Origin of the sequence: Streptomyces sp. NPDC005483 (genome assembly GCF_040606035.1) — a bacterium.
Lineage (GTDB): Bacteria > Actinomycetota > Actinomycetes > Streptomycetales > Streptomycetaceae > Streptomyces.
In genome coordinates, this window is the sequence record NZ_JBEXEA010000015.1 from 136,272 (window position 1) to 153,999 (window position 17,728).

General features: G+C 71.9%; 11 protein-coding genes. 3 read left to right on the forward strand and 8 right to left on the reverse strand.

Features of this window, described 5'->3' with window-relative positions; all coding sequences use genetic code 11:
- The first annotated feature begins 3 nt into the window (after positions 1-3).
- Complete coding sequence (locus tag ABZT06_RS27745; RefSeq protein WP_355746380.1) at positions 4-2,517, forward strand: ATP-dependent Clp protease ATP-binding subunit; 2,514 nt, start codon at positions 4-6, stop codon at positions 2,515-2,517.
- A 69-nt stretch (positions 2,518-2,586) separates the two neighbouring features.
- Here ABZT06_RS27745 and ggt read toward each other — a convergent pair whose 3' ends face one another.
- Positions 2,587-4,383, reverse strand: coding sequence for a gamma-glutamyltransferase (gene ggt / locus ABZT06_RS27750; protein WP_355746383.1), 1,797 nt, complete (start codon positions 4,381-4,383; stop codon positions 2,587-2,589).
- A gap of 144 nt (positions 4,384-4,527) precedes the next feature.
- Between ggt and ABZT06_RS27755 the strand changes: the two genes are divergently transcribed.
- A complete protein-coding gene (locus ABZT06_RS27755; RefSeq protein ID WP_355746386.1) occupies positions 4,528-5,289 on the forward strand; it encodes a hypothetical protein in 762 nt (253 codons plus the stop codon).
- 116 nt (positions 5,290-5,405) lie between these two features.
- Complete coding sequence (locus tag ABZT06_RS27760; protein WP_355746389.1) at positions 5,406-6,971, forward strand: CocE/NonD family hydrolase; 1,566 nt, start codon at positions 5,406-5,408, stop codon at positions 6,969-6,971.
- A gap of 167 nt (positions 6,972-7,138) precedes the next feature.
- Here ABZT06_RS27760 and ABZT06_RS27765 read toward each other — a convergent pair whose 3' ends face one another.
- From ABZT06_RS27765 to ABZT06_RS27795, 7 genes are all read right to left on the reverse strand, one after another.
- A complete protein-coding gene (locus ABZT06_RS27765) occupies positions 7,139-7,885 on the reverse strand; it encodes an amino acid ABC transporter ATP-binding protein (RefSeq protein WP_355746391.1) in 747 nt (248 codons plus the stop codon).
- 126 nt (positions 7,886-8,011) lie between these two features.
- Positions 8,012-8,419 (reverse strand): DUF6278 family protein, encoded by a 408-nt coding sequence (locus tag ABZT06_RS27770; protein WP_355746394.1) that lies wholly within the window; start codon positions 8,417-8,419, stop codon positions 8,012-8,014.
- A gap of 538 nt (positions 8,420-8,957) precedes the next feature.
- The gene (locus ABZT06_RS27775; RefSeq protein ID WP_355746397.1) at positions 8,958-9,737 is read right to left on the reverse strand and encodes an exodeoxyribonuclease III; all 780 of its coding nucleotides are present in this window, start codon (positions 9,735-9,737) and stop codon (positions 8,958-8,960) included.
- A gap of 30 nt (positions 9,738-9,767) precedes the next feature.
- Positions 9,768-10,403 (reverse strand): MBL fold metallo-hydrolase, encoded by a 636-nt coding sequence (locus ABZT06_RS27780; protein WP_355746400.1) that lies wholly within the window; start codon positions 10,401-10,403, stop codon positions 9,768-9,770.
- A 33-nt stretch (positions 10,404-10,436) separates the two neighbouring features.
- On the reverse strand, positions 10,437-11,735 hold the full coding sequence (pcaC, locus tag ABZT06_RS27785) for a 4-carboxymuconolactone decarboxylase (RefSeq protein ID WP_355746402.1): 1,299 nt from the start codon (positions 11,733-11,735) through the stop codon (positions 10,437-10,439).
- A gap of 135 nt (positions 11,736-11,870) precedes the next feature.
- Entirely contained in the window at positions 11,871-13,991 is a 2,121-nt protein-coding gene (locus tag ABZT06_RS27790; RefSeq protein WP_355746404.1) for an SWIM zinc finger family protein, read from the reverse strand.
- Positions 13,992-14,830: 839 nt separating this feature from the next.
- Positions 14,831-17,692, reverse strand: coding sequence for an SNF2-related protein (locus tag ABZT06_RS27795; protein WP_355746406.1), 2,862 nt, complete (start codon positions 17,690-17,692; stop codon positions 14,831-14,833).
- Positions 17,693-17,728 lie beyond the last annotated feature (36 nt).

Here is a 17,728-nt window from a genome sequence, read left to right on the forward strand (position 1 = left end):
CCCATGACCAGCGGATTCAGCGGACCGGAAGGCTATGACGCCTTCGGAGAGTTCCTCGCCCGTTTCTTCGGCGGACCGCGCCCCGGCCCCCGGCAGATCAACATCGGCCAGTTGCTGAGCCAGCCGGCCAGAGAGCTGGTGCGGGGCGCCGCGCAGTACGCCGCCGAGCACGGCAGCCGGGATCTGGACACCCAGCACCTGCTGCGGGCCGCGCTCGCCGCCGAGCCGACCCGCACCCTGCTGAGCCGGGCGGGCGCCGATCCCGACTCGCTCGCCTCGGAGATCGACGAACGCTCCGGCCCGGTCCAGCACCAGCCGGAGGAGGCCCCTCCGCCCACGTCGCTGTCCCTCACCCCGGCCGCCAAACGCGCCCTGCTCGACGCGCACGAGCTGGCCCGGGCCCGGGGCGCCGGTCACATCGGCCCGGAGCACGTGCTCAGTGCCCTGGCGGCGAACCCCGACTCGGCCGCCGGGCACATCCTGAACTCGGCCCGGTTCGCCCCCACGGGTCTGCCTCCCGAGGCGAGCCCGGATGCCGGGCAGCCCCGCGGTGAAGCACCGCGTAGTACGGGCACGCCCACCCTCGACAAGTACGGCCGCGATCTCACCGACCTGGCCCGACAGGGCCGTATCGACCCGGTGATCGGCCGCGACGAGGAGATCGAGCAGACCATCGAGGTGCTGTCCCGCCGCGGCAAGAACAACCCGGTGCTCATCGGGGACGCGGGCGTCGGCAAGACCGCCATCGTGGAGGGCCTGGCCCAGCGGATCGTCGACGGGGACGTGCCCGACGTGCTGATCGGGCGTCGGGTCGTCGCCCTCGACCTGACCGGCGTGGTAGCGGGTACCCGCTACCGGGGTGACTTCGAGGAGCGCCTGACGAACATCGTGGGCGAGATCCGGGACAACTCCGACCGGCTGATCGTCTTCATCGACGAGCTGCACACGGTCGTCGGCGCGGGCGGGGGCGGCGAGGGCGGCTCCCTGGACGCCGGCAACATCCTCAAGCCCGCCCTGGCCCGCGGCGAACTGCACATCGTGGGCGCGACCACGCTGGAGGAGTTCCGCCGGATCGAGAAGGACGCGGCCCTGGCCCGCCGCTTCCAGCCGATCCTGGTCCCGGAGCCCACCGCGCCGGACGCGATCGAGATCCTGCGCGGGCTGCGCGACCGCTACGAGGCCCACCACCAGGTCCGCTACACCGACGAGGCGCTGGTGACCGCCGTGGAGCTGTCCGACCGCTATCTCACCGACCGCCGTCTGCCGGACAAGGCGATCGACCTCATCGACCAGGCAGGAGCGCGGGTACGACTGCGGGCTCGCACCAAGGGGACAGATGTACGGGCCCTGGAGCGCGAGGTCGAGCAGCTGACCCTCGACAAGGATCAGGCGGTCGCCGACGAACAGTACGAGCAGGCCACCCAACTACGGGACCAAATCGCCGAGTTGAAGCAGCGGATCGAGGCGGCCGGGGACCACGACGCGGCCGACGAGGGCCAGCACCTGGAGGTCACCGCGGAGGCCATCGCCCAGGTGGTGTCCCGGCTGACCGGCATCCCGGTCAGCAGCCTCACCGAGGAGGAGAAGGACCGCCTGCTCGGCCTGGAGAACCACCTGCACGAACGAGTCGTCGGCCAGGACGAGGCCGTACGGGTCGTCTCGGACGCCGTACTGCGTTCGCGCGCCGGCCTCGCGAGCCCGGACCGGCCGATCGGCAGCTTCCTCTTCCTCGGCCCGACCGGCGTCGGCAAGACCGAACTGGCCCGCGCCCTCGCCGAGTCCCTGTTCGGCAGCGAGGAACGCATGGTCCGCCTGGACATGAGCGAGTACCAGGAACGCCACACGGTCAGCCGCCTGATCGGCGCCCCGCCCGGATACGTCGGCCACGAGGAGGCGGGCCAGCTGACCGAGGTGGTCCGCAGGCATCCGTACTCGCTGCTGCTCCTGGACGAGGTGGAGAAGGCCCACCCGGACGTCTTCAACATCCTCCTCCAGGTCCTCGACGACGGCCGGCTCACCGACTCCCAGGGCCGCACGGTCGACTTCACCAACACGGTGATCGTGATGACCAGCAACCTCGGCTCGGAAGCCATCACCCGCAGGGGCGCGGGCATCGGTTTCGGCCCGGAGTCCGGCGAGGAGGCCCGACGCGAACAGATCCTGCGTCCGCTGCGCGACCACTTCCGCCCGGAGTTCCTGAACCGCATCGACGAGATAGTCGTCTTCCGCCGGCTGACCGACGAGCAACTACGCGAGATCACCAAGCTGTTGCTGGAGAGCACCCGCCGCCTGCTCCGGGCCCAGGGCGTCACGGTCGACTTCACGGACAGCGCGGTGGACTGGCTGGCGGAGCACGGTTACCAGCCGGAGTACGGCGCCCGACCACTGCGCCGCACGATCCAGCGGGAGGTGGACAACCAGCTGTCCCGAATGCTCCTGGACGGCACGATCGAGGATGGCGGCCAGGTGACGGTAGACACGGCAGCAGGCAAACTGACGTTCACGAAGACTCCCTAGGGGCGCGGGGCTGTATCGATCTGCGGCTCCGCCGCGGGGCGCGACCAGCCCCCACGCGCCCGCAGGCGACTACGAAGCGGGACGGACCACCTGCGCAGACCCCCCACCCCGCCGGACAGTTTCAGCAGCCGCAAGCCACTTTCCACCCGGCAACCGCTGTACCCCCGTGGCCGCCCCGATCTCCGGGTTCAGCTTGAACGAATGCCCGATCGCCTCCAGCTGAGACCTCTCCCCACTGCTGTACAGCGCCGGCTCCAGCTCGGTCTGCGCGGCATTCCGCTGGCTCGCCCGAGGCGCGGCGATCGCGTCCACCAACGGCAGCCCGCGATCGACGAACTCGGTCAACACCTGGAGCACGGTCGTGATGATGGTCGCCCCACCGGGCGAACCAAGCGCTACCACGGGCTTGTTCTGCCGGTCGAGCACGATCGTCGGCGAAATGGACGACCGCGGCCGCTTGCCGGGACCAGGCAGGTTCGGGTCATGCACAGCGGGGTTCGCCGGAACGAACGAGAAGTCCGTCAGCTCGTTGTTGAGAATGAACCCGCGCCCCGGAACGGTGATCGCACTGCCCCCGGTCTGCTCGATGGTCAGCGTGTAGGAGACGACGTTCCCCCACTTGTCGGCCACCGTCAGATGCGTGGTGTTCTCCCCTTCGTACGTCGTGGGAGCCGCTGTACCGCCGGAGGCACACGCCCCCGGATGACGCGGGTCTCCCGGCGCCACCGGACTCGTGAGCACCGCCTCGTCCTTGATCAGGCAGGCCCGCGAGTCGGCGAACCTCTGCGACAGCAGCTCCTTCGTCGGTACGTCCTCGAAGGCGGGGTCGCCGACCCAGCGCCCCCGGTCCGCGAACGCGATCCGGCTGGCCTCGATGTAGTGGTGCAGGTACTGGACCTCACTGGCCTTCGAAAGGTCGGTGTGCTCAAGGATGTTGAGGGCCTCACCGACCGTCGTGCCGCCGGAGGAGGAGGGCGCGATGGAGTAGACGCCGAGCCCGCGGTAGGAGGTCTTGGTGGGCTTCTGCAGCTTGGCCCGGTAGGCGGCGAGGTCCTTCTCGGACAGCGCGCCCGGCCGCGCGTTCCAGCCCGAACCCGGGTCCACCGGTGGTTTGTTCACGGTGTCGACGATGTCGTCGCCGAGGTCGCCGTGGTAGATCGCGCCGACACCCTTGCGGCCCAACTCCTGGTAGGTGCGGGCGAGATCGGGATTCCTGAAGGTGGAACCGACGACCGGCAGCTGCCCGCCGGGCAGGAACAGCTTCGCGGTGTCGGGGAAGTACCGGAACCGCGTCTCGTTGGACGCGGTCTGCGAGCGGAAGGTGTCGTCGACCGTGAAGCCGTTGCGGGCGATCCGCTCGGCGGGCTTCAGGACGTTGCCGAGCGTTCTGCTGCCCCACTCGTCCAGGGCCGTGGCCCACGTGGCCGGCGTGCCGGGGGTGCCGACGCTCAGCCCGCTGCTGACGGCGTCGGCGAAGGCGAGCGGCTTGCCGTTCTCCACGAACAGGTCGGAGTCGGCGGTCAACGGTGCCGTCTCGCGGCCGTCGATCGTGTGCACGGTACGGGACTTGGCGTCGTAGTAGACGAGGTAGCCGCCCCCGCCGATGCCGGAGGAGTACGGCTCGGTGACGCCGAGCGCGGCGGCGGTGGCGACGGCCGCGTCGACCGCGTTGCCGCCCTTCCTCAGGACCTCGATGCCAGCGGCGGAGGCGTCCGCGTCGACGCTGGAGACGGCGCCGCCGTAGCCGACGGCGACGGGTACCTTCTCGGGTGTCGAAGTGGCCCCCGGCGGCGCTGCCGCGCTCACCGACACCACGGCGGCCGAGACCGCCAGGACCGACAGCTTCCGTGCGACAGGGCGACGCATCCGTACCTCCAGTCCAGGACCGTCCGCGCAGCGTAACCACATCGCGGGAGCCCCGACAGCCCTCTTCGGGTCAGGTGTCATACGAATGCCACACTTCGAACACCGGTACGTAGGAGTCGTGTCGGCCCGCTAGCATGCGCGCACATGACAGACGACGTGCGCAACATCGTCCTGGGCGTGGTGGCGGCGGGCATCAGCGCCGCGCTCGGCTGGCTCGCCCGGACATATCTGTGGAGGCGGAAACTCCGCCGCAAGCAGGCGTTCTTCGGGCTGCCGAACAACTCCGAGTCGCTGCTGGTGGTCAACAGGGACGCCGGCAGCTCCGATCTCGCGGTGCACCGTTACGACGTGTTCGCGCTGCTGGAACTCTCCGCCCTCATCAAGGACTGCGGCGCGCACGCCGAGGTGATCACCCAGGACGCGGCACGCCAGGGCTTCGGGGAGCGCACGGAGTTCTGCGTCGGCGGCCCCACGTCGAACCGGCGCATGATGGCGCACATCGCCGCCATGCTGCCCGGGGTGCTGGTGCAGGTCGACTCGTCGGAGCCCGGCCCGGTCCGCATGACGTACCAGATCGGCAGCGAGCGCTTCCTCCTGGAGAAGGGGGTGTCCGAGTACGTCCTGCTCGCCCGCCTCACCGCCGGACAGCCCGGTCAGAGCCGGCCCGTCTTCCTGTTCTGCGGCCAGACGGCCATCACCAACCAGGCCGCGACCCGCTACCTGGCGCGCAACCACGAGCGGTTGACCCGCAAGTACCGCGACAATTCCTTCGTCCTCCTGCTCAAGGTGGTCAACTCGCACGCCTACGGCCCCGATGTCGCCGAACTGGTCGCGGACGTGACCCGCGCGGCCCAGGCTCCGCTGCCGGCAACCACGGCTGCACGTAACTCACACCGCGCCTCCTGAATTGATTCACACCACAACAATCGTTACTCCCACGTAACTTACCGACGGGTTACCTCCGGTAAAGCGTCGAGGTTACCGTCTGGTCACTTTGCATTGACACGAGTAGGGAGTGACCCGTGGGACACCCTCGCAAGGCCCTGCGTACGACCACCGTGGGCGCCGTCTCCGCGACCCTGATCGCCGGTAGCGCCCTCGGACTCGCCCCCACCGCCCAGGCGGCGGACGCCGTCCGCTTCGTCGACATCGTCGGTGACGGCGGCACGGTCCTGAAGGCGAACGTCGTCACGCCCGCGGGAGCCGACGGTTCACGGCGCTACCCGCTGCTCGTCCTGCCCACGAGCTGGGGCCTGCCCCAGGTCGAGTACCTCGCCCAGGCCCAGAAGCTCGCCAACTCCGGTTACATCGTGGTTACTTACAACGTCCGCGGCTTCTGGCAGTCGGGCGGGGAGATAGAAGTGGCGGGCCCTCCCGACACCGCCGACGCCTCCAAGGTCATCGACTGGGCGCTCGCCAACACCCCTGCGGACGCCGGGCACATCGGCATGGCGGGTGTCTCGTACGGCGCCGGCATCAGCCTCCTCGCCGCCGCGCACGACAAGCGCATCAAGGCCGTCGCCGCCCTCAGCGGCTGGGCCGACCTGATCGACTCGATCTACTCCGGCCGCACCCAGCACGTCCAGGCCGCGGCCCTGCTGGACGGGGCGAGCCTGGTCACCGGCCGTCAGAGTCCCGAGATCCGGCAGATCTTCGACAACTTCTACGCGTCGAACCTGTCGAAGGAACAGGAGATGATCGACTGGGGGAACAAACGTTCGGCCGCCACATACGTGGACCAACTGAACCAGAACGGCGCGGCGGTCATGATGGCCAACGCGTGGGGCGACACGGTCTTCGCGCCCAACCAGTACGCGGACTTCTACGAGAAGCTGACCGGCCCGAAGAGACTGGAGCTGCGCCCCGGTGACCACGCCACGGCCGAGCTGACCGGCCTGTTCGGCCTGCCCAACGACGTGTGGACCGACACCGGGCGCTGGTTCGACCACTACCTCAAGGGCGAGGACAACGGGATCGACCGCGAGGAGCCGGTCCGGCTCAAGTCCCGTTCCACGGGCGGCTACGAGGGCTACCCGGACTGGAAGTCCGTCGGCGCCACGCGGAAGAAGATCGCCCTCTCGGGCACCACCACGATCCACACCAACGTCGACTCGGGCGCGGACGGCGGGATCGTCTTCCTGTCCAGCATCCTCGACCAGATCGCCCAGGCTCCCCCGGTCGCCTCGATCCCCCTGCTCCCCCGCCGCTGGGCCGCCGTATGGCAGTCGGAGAAGTACGCGAGCGCCCAACAGGTGCGCGGTACCGCGAAGTTGCACACCACGTTGACCCCCACCAAGGAGAGCGGCACCCTCGTCGCCTACCTGTACGACGTGGGGCCGCTCGGCCTCGGCAAGCTGGTCTCCAACGCGCCGTACACCTTCCACGGGCGGACACCCGGGAAGCCGTTCGACGTCGACCTGGAGCTGTTCTCCACGGCCTACGACGTCCCAGCAGGGCACCGTCTGGCCCTGGTGGTCGACACCGTCGACCCGCTCTACATCGAGCACAACCCGTCCGGCGCCCAGCTGACCTTCTCCTCGCCGGCGAACGACCCGTCGTACGTGTCGATTCCGCTGCGCGAGCAGTGATCTCCGGCCGGCGCCGGGCGGGTATGGCTCTGTGACTGCTGCCCCCTACGGTTGACAGGCCGTGGGGGGACCTCCACCCGGCAGCGTCGTCGGAGGCTCGGCCGCCGTCACCGTGGGGGTGAGCGGACCATCGTAGTCGAGGCTCGATGACATGGCCTTCGCCCCTCTCAGTGCTTGAGGATCTTGGAGAGGAAGTCCCTGGCGCGCTCGCTGTCCGGGTTGGTGAAGAAGTCGTCGGGGGCGCGGTCCTCGACGATACGGCCGTCGGCCATGAACACCACGCGGTTGGCGGCCGAGCGGGCGAAGCCCATCTCGTGGGTGACGACGACCATGGTCATGCCCTCCTGAGCCAGTTGGCGCATGACCTCCAGGACCTCGTTGATCATCTCCGGGTCGAGGGCGGAGGTGGGCTCGTCGAAGAGCAGGGCCTTGGGCTCCATGGCGAGGGCACGGGCGATGGCCACGCGCTGCTGCTGACCGCCGGAGAGCTGGGCCGGGTACTTGTCGGCCTGGTCGGCGAGGCCCACGCGGTCGAGGAGTTGGCGGGAGCGCTGGTCGGCCTGGTCCTTCTTGCGTCCGCGGACCTTGACCTGGGCCAGCGAGACGTTCTGCAGGACCGTCTTGTGGGCGAACAGGTTGAAGGACTGGAAGACCATGCCGACCTCGGCACGGAGCTTCGCGAGGGCCCTGCCCTCCTCGGGCAGCGGCTTGCCGTCGAGCGTGATGGAACCGGACTTGATGGTCTCCAGGCGGTTGATCGTCCTGCAGAGCGTGGACTTGCCCGACCCCGAAGGGCCGATGACCACGACCACCTCCCCCTTGCCGACAGTGAGGTTGATGTCCTGCAGGACATGCAGCTCCCCGTAGTACTTGTTGACGTCACGCAGTTCGATCAACGGATCGACGACGGCCATACCCAGCCCTACTCACTCTCAGCTGTGTCGTGGTTGCCGCAACTTATCGAGGCAAGATCGCCCTTGAGGAACGACACGCACCTTCCGGTCATTAGCCGTATTTACGCCGCACTTACGGCCATGGATTCACTCCTCGGCGACCTCTGCGTAGAGCTGCGACAGCTCGGGCACCCCGCTCGCGGCCCACTCGTGACCGGAGGCCACGACGTCGAACTCGCGGCCGGATTCCAGCCGGATCACCGGCTGGCCGTCCGAGCGCAGATCCCAGGCCGCCCCGGGGACGGTCCGTACGATGACCGTACCCAGGTAGAGCCCCGCGTCGTTGCCGAGCCAGAGCAGGACCTCCTCGTCGTCCCGCCAACCCGGCACCAGCTGGTCGAGCGCCTCCAACGAGGCGGCCGTGTCGTCCAGTTGGACACCCGAACGGGAGGCGTGGGAGCGCAGGAGTTCGCACTCGGAGAGGAGTTCGGCGATTCCCTCGGGATCACGGGTCCCCGGTTTCTCACTCCAGCCGCCCAGAAAAGGGATCTTCATACCCCCAGCGTGTCACTCACCCGGCCGCGTGCACCACAGGCGCGCGGGCTGTGGTTTCCGCTCGGCTGCGCGCATGGTGCGTCGACGTGCCGCCGATGTCTCGTTGGCTGCGTGATGCGTCATTCGTCCCGCGTGAGCAGGGGAGCCGTGTGTGCACTTGTGTGTCGCAAGGCGTGCGGTGGTCCTCGGTCCGTTCGCGGCACTCGCACCGGTTCGGGCCCGCGGGCACCCTAGGGGGCGGGTACGGCCGCATCCTGGTCGGAGCTCCTGCGCCGGGGGCCTCGACGGCTCGAGCACCGCGCTGTCGGCACAGGACCTCACGGCGTGGACCGGACGCCGGGCCGCACCCTCTCCGTGCGGGCGGCGGGCTCACTGGGTCGGACCGGCGGGCGGGCACTCCCGACGACATGCGGGCCGCCCGGCTGGACGTGCGCCTCGACGGTCGCGGGAACGCGCTCGCGTCCTGATGGCGGGCACGGCAGGCTCCCCGCGCTCGCGGAGTCGGTGGACCGGACACCACGGTGAGGACCGGGCCGGGTCAGACGTCCAGGTCGACGATCACCGGCGCATGGTCGGACGCGCCCTTGCCCTTGCGCTCCTCACGGTCGACGTACGCGTCGGTGACCGCCTTCGCGAAGGGCTCATTGCCGTACACCAGGTCGATGCGCATGCCGCGGTTCTTGGGGAAGCAGAGCTGGCGGTAGTCCCAGTACGTGAACGGGTGGTCGTACTTGAGGGGCCTCGGGACCACGTCCGACAGGCCCGCCTCGCGCAGGGAGGCGAGGGCGGCGCGCTCGGCCGGGGTGACGTGGGTGAGGCCCTCGAATGCGGCCACGTCGTAGACGTCGTCGTCCGTCGGCGCGACGTTGTAGTCGCCCAGGACCGCGAAGGGGCGGCTGCCCGCCGCGTCTCCGGCGACGGCGGCCTTGAGGGCCTCGAACCACTGGAGCTTGTAGACGTAGTGCGGGTGGTCGACCTCGCGGCCGTTCGGCACGTAGACCGACCAGACGCGGACCGGCCCGCACGTCGCGGAGATGGCGCGGGGCTCCGTGGCGCCGTCGTAGCCGGGGTCGCCGGGCAGGCCCTTGACGACGTCCTCGAGGCCTGCCCGGGAGATCACCGCCACGCCGTTCCACCGGCCCGTCGCGTGGACCGCCGCCTCGTAGCCCGCCTCGCGCAGCTGGTCGAACGGGAACTGCTCCTCGGCGAGCTTGGCCTCCTGGAGGCACAGCACATCGGTGCCGGTGCTCCCCAGCCAGGCCAGCAGCCTCGGGAGCCGGGCGGTGATCGAGTTGACGTTCCAGGTCGCGATGCGCATGGCTCACAACCTACCGGGCGGCACTGACACTCAGAGAGCCGTGCTCTCCCCCGGCTTCAGCCGCAGGTGCTCCGCGCCGCCGAGGGCGCCGATCTGGTTGTCGTAGATCGGACGGGCGAGGTCCGTGAGGAGGGCGTCGTGGATGTCGTAGGCGCGCTGCGGCTTGAGCTCACGGACGTAGTCGATGACCTCGGAGATCTTGCTCCAGGGGGCCATGACGGGCAGCATCAGCGTCTCGACGGCGTGGTCGGGGACGGTGAGGGCGTCGCCGGGGTGGAAGACCTTGCCGCCGTCGACGAGGTAGCCGACGTTGGTGATGCGCGGGATGTCCGGGTGGATCACGGCGTGCAGTTCGCCGTGGACCTGGACGTCGAAGCCGGCGGCGGTGAAGGTGTCGCCGTGGCCGACGGTGTGCACGCGGCCGGGGAAGGCGGCCGAGATCTTCTCGGCGACCGACCTCAGGGTCCAGATCTCGGCGGCCGGGTTGGCGTCCAGGGCCGTCCGCAGCCGCTCCTCGTTGAAATGGTCGAGGTGTTCGTGTGTGACGAGGATCGCGTCGGCGCCGAGGGCGGCGTCCTCCTCGCTGAACGTCCCGGGGTCGAGGACGAGCGTCTGTCCGTCCTTCTCCAGACGGACACAGGCGTGCGACATCTTCGTGAGCTTCATGGATCCATCCTGCCTCTCGGCGAAACGCCCGGGTCACTCGGTGGGGGTGGTCTCCTCGCGGATGACCTGCTGGGCCACCTTGAACGCGCTGTTGGCCGCCGGGACACCGCAGTAGACGGCCGCCTGGAGCAGCACTTCCTTGATCTCGGAGGGGGTGAGGCCGTTGCGCAGGGCGGCCCTGGTGTGGACGGCGAGCTCGTCCAGGTGCCCGCCCGCCACGAGCGCGGTCAGGGTGGCGACGCTGCGGGAACGGCGGTCGAGCCCTGGCCGGTCCCAGATCTCGCCCCAGGCGTAGCGGGTGATGAGCTCCTGGAAGTCGCCGGAGAAATCGTCGGCCTGCGCCAGCGTCCGGTCGACGTGCGCGTCGCCGAGCACCTCGCGGCGCACCTTGATGCCGGCGTCGTACGGGTCGGCACGGCCCGCCGTCTGGGGGTCCGCCGCGGCCGGGGCGATCTCGGCGATCGGCACGGGGTGCGGCGGCGCGGACATGAGGACCGGCGTGACCGGGGCGGCGGGGATCGCGGTCTGGCCGGTGCTGGAGTCGAAGGCGGGCTGCCAGGCGGTGGAGAAGTGTCTGACGAGCAGGTCGGTGACGGCGGCCGGCTGCTCGACGGGCACCAGGTGGGAGGCGCCGGGCACGACGGCGAGCCGGGCGTCCGGGATGCCCGCGACCAGGGTGCGGGCCTCGGCCGGGCCGGTGACCTGGTCGTCGGAGCCGACGAGGACCAGCGTCGGCACCCCGACGCTCGCCAGGTCGGGCCGCACATCGAACGAGGCGAGCGCCTCGCAGGCCGCGATGTAGCAGCCGGGGTCCGTGGTGCGCACCATCTGCACGGCCCACTCGGTGATCGCGGGCTGGGCGGCGGCGAAGCCCGAGGTGAACCAGCGGTCGGGCGAGGTGCGGGCGATGGGATCGAGTCCGTTCGTCCGTACGATCACCCCGCGCTGACGGAACTCGTCGGCCGTGCCGAAGCGGGGCGAGGCGGCGATCAGCGCGAGCGAGGCGAGCCGCTCCGGGTGGCGCAGCGCCAGCTCCATGCCGACCGCGCCGCCGAGCGCACAGCCCGCGTAGCCGAAGCGCTGCACCCCGAACCGGTCCAGCGTGGCGAGCAGCCGGTCGGTGAGGTCGCCGACCGAACCGGCCGGGTAGGCGGGCGCGCCGCCGTGTCCCGGCAGGTCGAACCGGAAGACGCGCCACTGCTTGACCAGTTCGGGGACCTGGCGGTCCCACATGTGCCACGTGGTGCCGAGCGACGGCCCCAGGATGAGCACCGGGGCGTCTTCCGGGCCGTCGAAGCGGTACTGGAGGGCGGGGGTCTTCGTCTCACTCACGGCCCCCACGCTAACCGCCTTTTCTTACGGTTCGGACCCTTGGCCCCTACTCCTCACACCTGGCTCCCGAACATCACCGGCGAACTCTCACACGGCCTTCACGGCGCGGCCTGGGTGGGGTCGGGGTCGGTCGGGTCAGAGGTCGGTCGGTGCGCCCAGGCCCGTCAGGGCGCCGACCGGGTCCAGGTCGGGGGTGCCGCGGGGCCACCAGTCGTCGTGGCCCGGTTCGGACTCGTAGGCGTACCACAGGCCGTCGCGGCCGAGGCGGAGTTGGATATGGCCGCGGGGGTGGGTGAGGTGGTTGCGCCAGGGCCGGAAGGCGGGGAGGTCGGCGGCGAGGAGGAGGGGGCGGGCGCGGTCGAAGCGGCCGGCCGGTGGGTCCCAGGGTTCTTCGAGGACGGCGAGCCCCTCGAGCCCGCCCTGTCTCCAGGCGGCGACCGCGCGGGCCAGGTCGGCCGCGGTGCGGTCGGTGGCCGCGGCGAGCGAGGCGTAGAGGGCGCGGGTGCCGGCGGTGAGACCGGAACCGGGGCGGGCGGCGGCGAGCCGGACCGCGTCCTGCCAGAGAGTGAGTTCGCCCACCGGGTCGCGTCCGGTGGCGAGCAGGGCGTGGGCGCGGGCGGCCGCGTCGGTGGCCAGCTGGTCCAGGGCGAAGGGGTCGGGGCCGCCCGGGGAGGCGGGGTACGCCGGGGGCTGCTCGGGGTGCGCAGGGACGGGCAAGGGGGCCGGAAGCGGCGGGAGTCGGCGCGGCGCGAGGGCTTCGCTCGCCCGTACGCCCGGCAGCGGCGCCGGCTCCTGTTCCTGGGCGGCACGGGCCGCGCGGGCGGCGCTGAGGCGGGACAGGGCGTCGAGCAGCTCGCGTTCGCCCTGGCCGCGCAGCAGAAGCAGGACGAAGGGGTCGGCGTCGAGCAGGCGTGCCGTCTGATAGCACAGGGCGGCGGCGTGTTTGCAGGGGTGGCCTCGGTCCGGGCAGCTGCACTGCGGTTCGAGATCGCCGGGACCGGGAAGCAGGGGCACTCCGCACTCGGCCAGTGCCTCGGGCATCACCTTGTCGAGCAGTGCGGCGATGTGTCCGGTCCGGTCGGCCGCGAGGTCCAGGAACCGGTCCCAGTCGGCGTCCCCCAGCGTTCGCAACCGCACCTGCACGCGGTACGGCCGGGCACGGCTCCCCTGCACGTAGGCGAGCACCAGCCCAGGCGTCACGGTGATCGCGTCCACATGCCCCTGCTCGGCGTAACCACGGCCCCGCGCAAGCCGCTTGGCGTCCAGTGCGCCCTCCTCGAGCGCGTCGACCCAGGCGTTGCCCCACCAGGTGGCCGCGAACCGGGCGTCCTCGGAAGCGTGGGGAGGGAAGGCGGGGAAGGTACGACGCAGGTCGTTGTCCCGGTTGGGGGCGGCCATGGAGTGGGGACGGCGGGGGGTGGACGGGGCGGGGGCGGCCGTCGGGGGGAGCGAATGCCCGTCGGGGGCGGTTGCCGCGGGGGCTTCGCCGGACGGGACGGAGTCGCTGGTGCCGGTGGGCGTGGGGGTTTCGGCGGCGGGGGTCGGTGCGGCGGTGTCGACGCGGTCGGCGGTGCCGGTGTTCAGGGTGCCGCCTTCAGACACGGGGGTTCCCTGAGAGGAACTGCCTTGCTGCGTAAGGCAGTTGCCCTCATCCCTGTCCTCGTACTCCTCCCCCGGCAGGGCCACGTCGTCGGGCATCCGGAAGGCGTCGGCCAGCAACTCCCGTACGTCACGCGCCCGGACGCCGGCGGCGGAACTCGGCGACGTACGGTCCCGGTTCGGGGAGGCGGTCGGGGTGGTCCTGCGCGACCGGCGCGAGAGGGCGCCGTCCGCTTCCGCTGCCTCGGCGTCCGCGCGCCTCCTGCGTGCCGCATGGAGCGCTTCACGGGCGGCATCCGCGGGGCGTGCGCCGGGACGGCCCATGGGTGGGGCATCGGGGGCATCCGCACCGGGCGGAGCTGCCTCGGTGACGCGATCCGTTTCCTGGCGCGTGCGCTCGACGGAGGTGGGCACCGTGGGGGCGGCGTCCTCGTCGGACCGACCGGTGGCACCGGCCGCGTCCCCCGTCGCCGCTTCGGGTTGTGGAGCGCGGGACCGCGTGGGCGCGACGGAGCCGGCGTTAGCATCCCCCGCGCCCGTGCCGGACCGGCCCGTGTCACCGTCCGCGAGTGCGGCACGCCGCGCCGCGACGGCTTCCCGCAGGGCCGCGCGGGCCGCGTCACCCGGCCGGGGCTCGGCCGGGGCGGGACGGTTCACGGCCTTCTCGGGCGCCGTGCCCTCCCTGTCCTCCCCGCCGGCGGTACCGGACTCATCGGCGTCTGACCTGACTTGGTGAGCCGCACCCTCAGCCGCGGAACGGTGCACCCCCGCGACCGCAAGGCTTACAGCGCCCTGCGCTGCAGGCTTTCCCTCCTGCCCCGCGAGACTGCCACCCCCCGCGACGGCAAGGCGCTCCTCACCGTGCACCACGCCTTCTCCCGCACCCTGCACCGCAGAGCCCCCGCTCCTCCCGGCCGCGCGGCTCTCCGAATCCCGCGCCGCGTCGGGGCCCGTCCCCTGCGCCGCCGAACCACCACCCCCGTCGCCCGCGAAGCTCCCCGCACCCGACGCCGAAGAGCTCCCGCTCCCCCCGTCCGCGCAGCTCTCCGTACCCTGCGCCGCGTCGTGACCCATCCCGTGCGCCACCGCGTTACCGCTCTCCTCCCCCGCGCAGCTCCCGGCATCCGACGCCGCAGAGCCCCCGGCCTCCCACACCGCCCGGCCCCCACCGCCCTCGCCCGCGCAGCCCCCCGCACCCGACGCCGCGTCGTGACCCATCCCCTGCGCCACCGCGTTACCGCTCTCCTCCCCCGCGCAGCTCCCGGCATCAGACGCCCCAGAGCCTCCGGCCTCCCACACCGCCGAACCCCCACCCCCCTCGCCCGCGCAGCCCCCCGCACCCGACGCCACGGATTCGCCCCCCGGCGCTTCCCCGCTGCTCACCCCCGTGACCGGCTCCCCGCCCGGCTCTCCGTCCGCGTCCCCCTGCGTCTCCCGGCCCGCCCGCTCCCGTGCCGCCCGCAGGGCGCGGCGGGCCTCGTCGGCGGGGCCCGGGGTCATGACGGCCTCCGGAGGGAGACCAGGTCGGTCAGTTCGCGGTCGGTGAGTTCGGTGAGGGCGGACTCGCCGGAGCCGAGGATCGCGTCGGCGAGGGCGCGCTTGGCTTCGAGCATCTCGGCGATGCGGTCCTCCACGGTGCCCTCGGTGATGAGGCGGTGGACCTGGACGGGCTGGGTCTGGCCGATGCGGTAGGCGCGGTCGGTGGCCTGTTCCTCGACGGCCGGGTTCCACCAGCGGTCGAAGTGGACGACATGACCCGCGCGGGTGAGGTTGAGTCCGGTGCCCGCCGCCTTCAACGACAGAACGAGCACCGGGATCGCGCCGCTCTGGAAGCGGTCCACCATGCGCTCACGCTCCGGCACCGGCGTCCCGCCGTGCAGCAGGTCCACCGGGACCGCGCGGGCGGCGAGGTGGGCGGTGATCAGGCGGGCCATTCCCACGTACTGGGTGAAGACGAGGGCCGAGCCGTCCTCCGCCAGGAGGGTGTCCAACAGCTCGTCCAGCAGGGCCAGTTTGCCGGAGCGGGCGACCAGGCGCTCGCCGGCCGTGGGCGGGACCTCCTCCTTCAGATACAGCGCGGGGTGGTCGCAGATCTGCTTCAGCGCGCCCAGCAACTTCAGCACCAGGCCCCTGCGCGCGATGCCCTGCGCCGTCTCGATCGCCAGCAGCGACTCGCGTACCACCGCCTCGTACAGCGAGGCCTGCTCGCGGGTGAGCGGGACCGGATGGTCCGTCTCCGTCTTGGGCGGCAGCTCGGGGACGATGCCCGGGTCGGACTTCTTGCGGCGCAGGAGGAAGGGCCGCACCAGCCGCGCCAGCCTGGTCACCGCCTCCTCGTCCTCGCCGTTCTCCACCGCGCGCGCGTGCCGGGCGCGGAAGGACTTCAGCGGGCCGAGGAGTCCGGGGGTGGTCCAGTCGAGCAGGGCCCAGAGCTCCGAGAGGTTGTTCTCGACCGGGGTGCCGGTCAGGGCCACGCGTGCGGGCGACGGGATGGTGCGCAGGGCCTTGGCGGTCGCCGAGTAGGGGTTCTTCACGTGCTGGGCCTCGTCCGCGACGACCATGCCCCAGCGCTGCTCGGCAAGCCTCACCGCCGCCGCCCGCATGGTGCCGTACGTGGTGAGGACGAAGCCGCCGTCGAGGTCGTCCAGGCTGCGGTCCGTGCCGTGGAAGCGGCGGACGGGGACACCGGGCGCGAAACGGGTGATCTCCCGCTGCCAGTTGCCCAGCAGGGAGGCGGGGCAGACGACGAGGGTCGGCTCGCGGCGGGCCCGGCGCAGGTGCAGGGCGATGACGGTGATGGTCTTGCCGAGGCCCATGTCGTCGGCGAGGCAGCCGCCGAGGCCCAGGGAGGTCATGAGGTCCAGCCAGGCCAGGCCGCGCAGTTGGTAGTCGCGGAGCGTGGCGTGCAGGCCCGCGGGCGGTTCCGCCGGACGCACTCCGGTCGTCAGGCGGTCGCGCAGGGCGGCGAGCGCGCCGACCGGTACCGCCTCCACCGACTCGCCGTCGACCTCCGCGCTGCCGGTCAGCGCCACGGAAAGCGCGTCGACGGGGTCGAGCAGGCCCAGTTCGCGTTTGCGGGCCTTGCGGACGAGGGCGGGGTCGACCAGGACCCACTGGTCCCTGAGGCGTACGACGGGACGGTGGGCCTCGGCCAGCGCGTCCATCTCAGCCTCGCTGAGCGGGTCGCCGCCGAGCGCCAACTGCCAGCGGAACTGCAGGAGTTCCTCACTCTCGAAGAAGCCGGTGCCGTCGGTGGCCGAGCCCGGCGCGGGTCGTACGACCGCCGCCGCGGTGAGGTCCTGCGCCAGGTCCCGCGGCCAGTGGACCGCCACCCCGGCAGTCGCGAGCCGCGTCGCCGCCACGCCGAGCAGGTCGCCCAACTCCTCGTCGGACAGGGCCAGTACGTCGGGCACGTCCTGCTCGGAGAGCCGGTCCAGGGGCTGCCAGACCCTCGCGGCGCGCCGCACCGCGAGGGCCGCGTCCACGCGGGCGCGTGGCCCGAAGACGGCGTCGGCGTCACCCGCCCACAGGGCCGCCGCGTCCGTCACCAGGGTCGGGTCGGCGAGGCTGTGCACCTGGACGATCGCGGCGCCCGCGCTGCGCACACCGTCGGCGTCGGCGTTGAACAGGTTGTACGCCGACAGGTCCAGGCGGAGTGAGATCCGCACGCCCGCGTCCATGCCGGCGGCGACTTCGGCGGCCCAGTCCTGGGCGTGCGGCAGCCGCTGCGGGGCGCGGGCGGCGAAGGGCTTGCCGGAAGCGTGGGCGGCTGCGGGGGTGCGGGGCAGGGTGTCGGCGACCGCGTCCAGGAAGGAGCGCATCAGGGCTTCCGGTTCCGGCAGCCGGAGCGGGCCGGCGCCGGGCAGCGGGACCGCGTGACCCTCGTGGGGCAGGGCGGCCGCGACCGCGCGGAGGTGGGCGATGTCGTCGGGGTCCAGGGGGCCGGCCCGCCAGGCGTCGTGGCCGGTGGCGGTGAGTCCGGGCAGCAGGCGCCCGCGGGCGGTGAGCCGCAGGGCGTGCAGGGCGGCCGCGCCCCAGCAGGCGGTGGCGGGATGGGCGGCGGGATCGCGCCGGGCCCGGACCAGCAGGGGCAGTGCCTCGGCGACCGGGAGCGAGAGGGCGGGGGCGGTCCGGCGTCGGACGCCGGCTCCGTGCGGTCGTACGACGGTGAGCTCGGTGAACTCGGTCGACGCGGCGTCGGGTCCCTCGGTCGGCAGGGGCGCGCCCTCCGGGTCCCAGAACGCGATGCGGCCCTCTCGGGGCAGGGGCGCGGGCAGGAAGACGGCGGCGAGCCGGACGGGGACAGCCGCCTCCTGCTGCTCGCCGCTGCGCTCGGCCACCGTGGCCGTGTAGCTCATACGTCCTGTCACCTCCCGTCCCGCGTGTCGGATCAG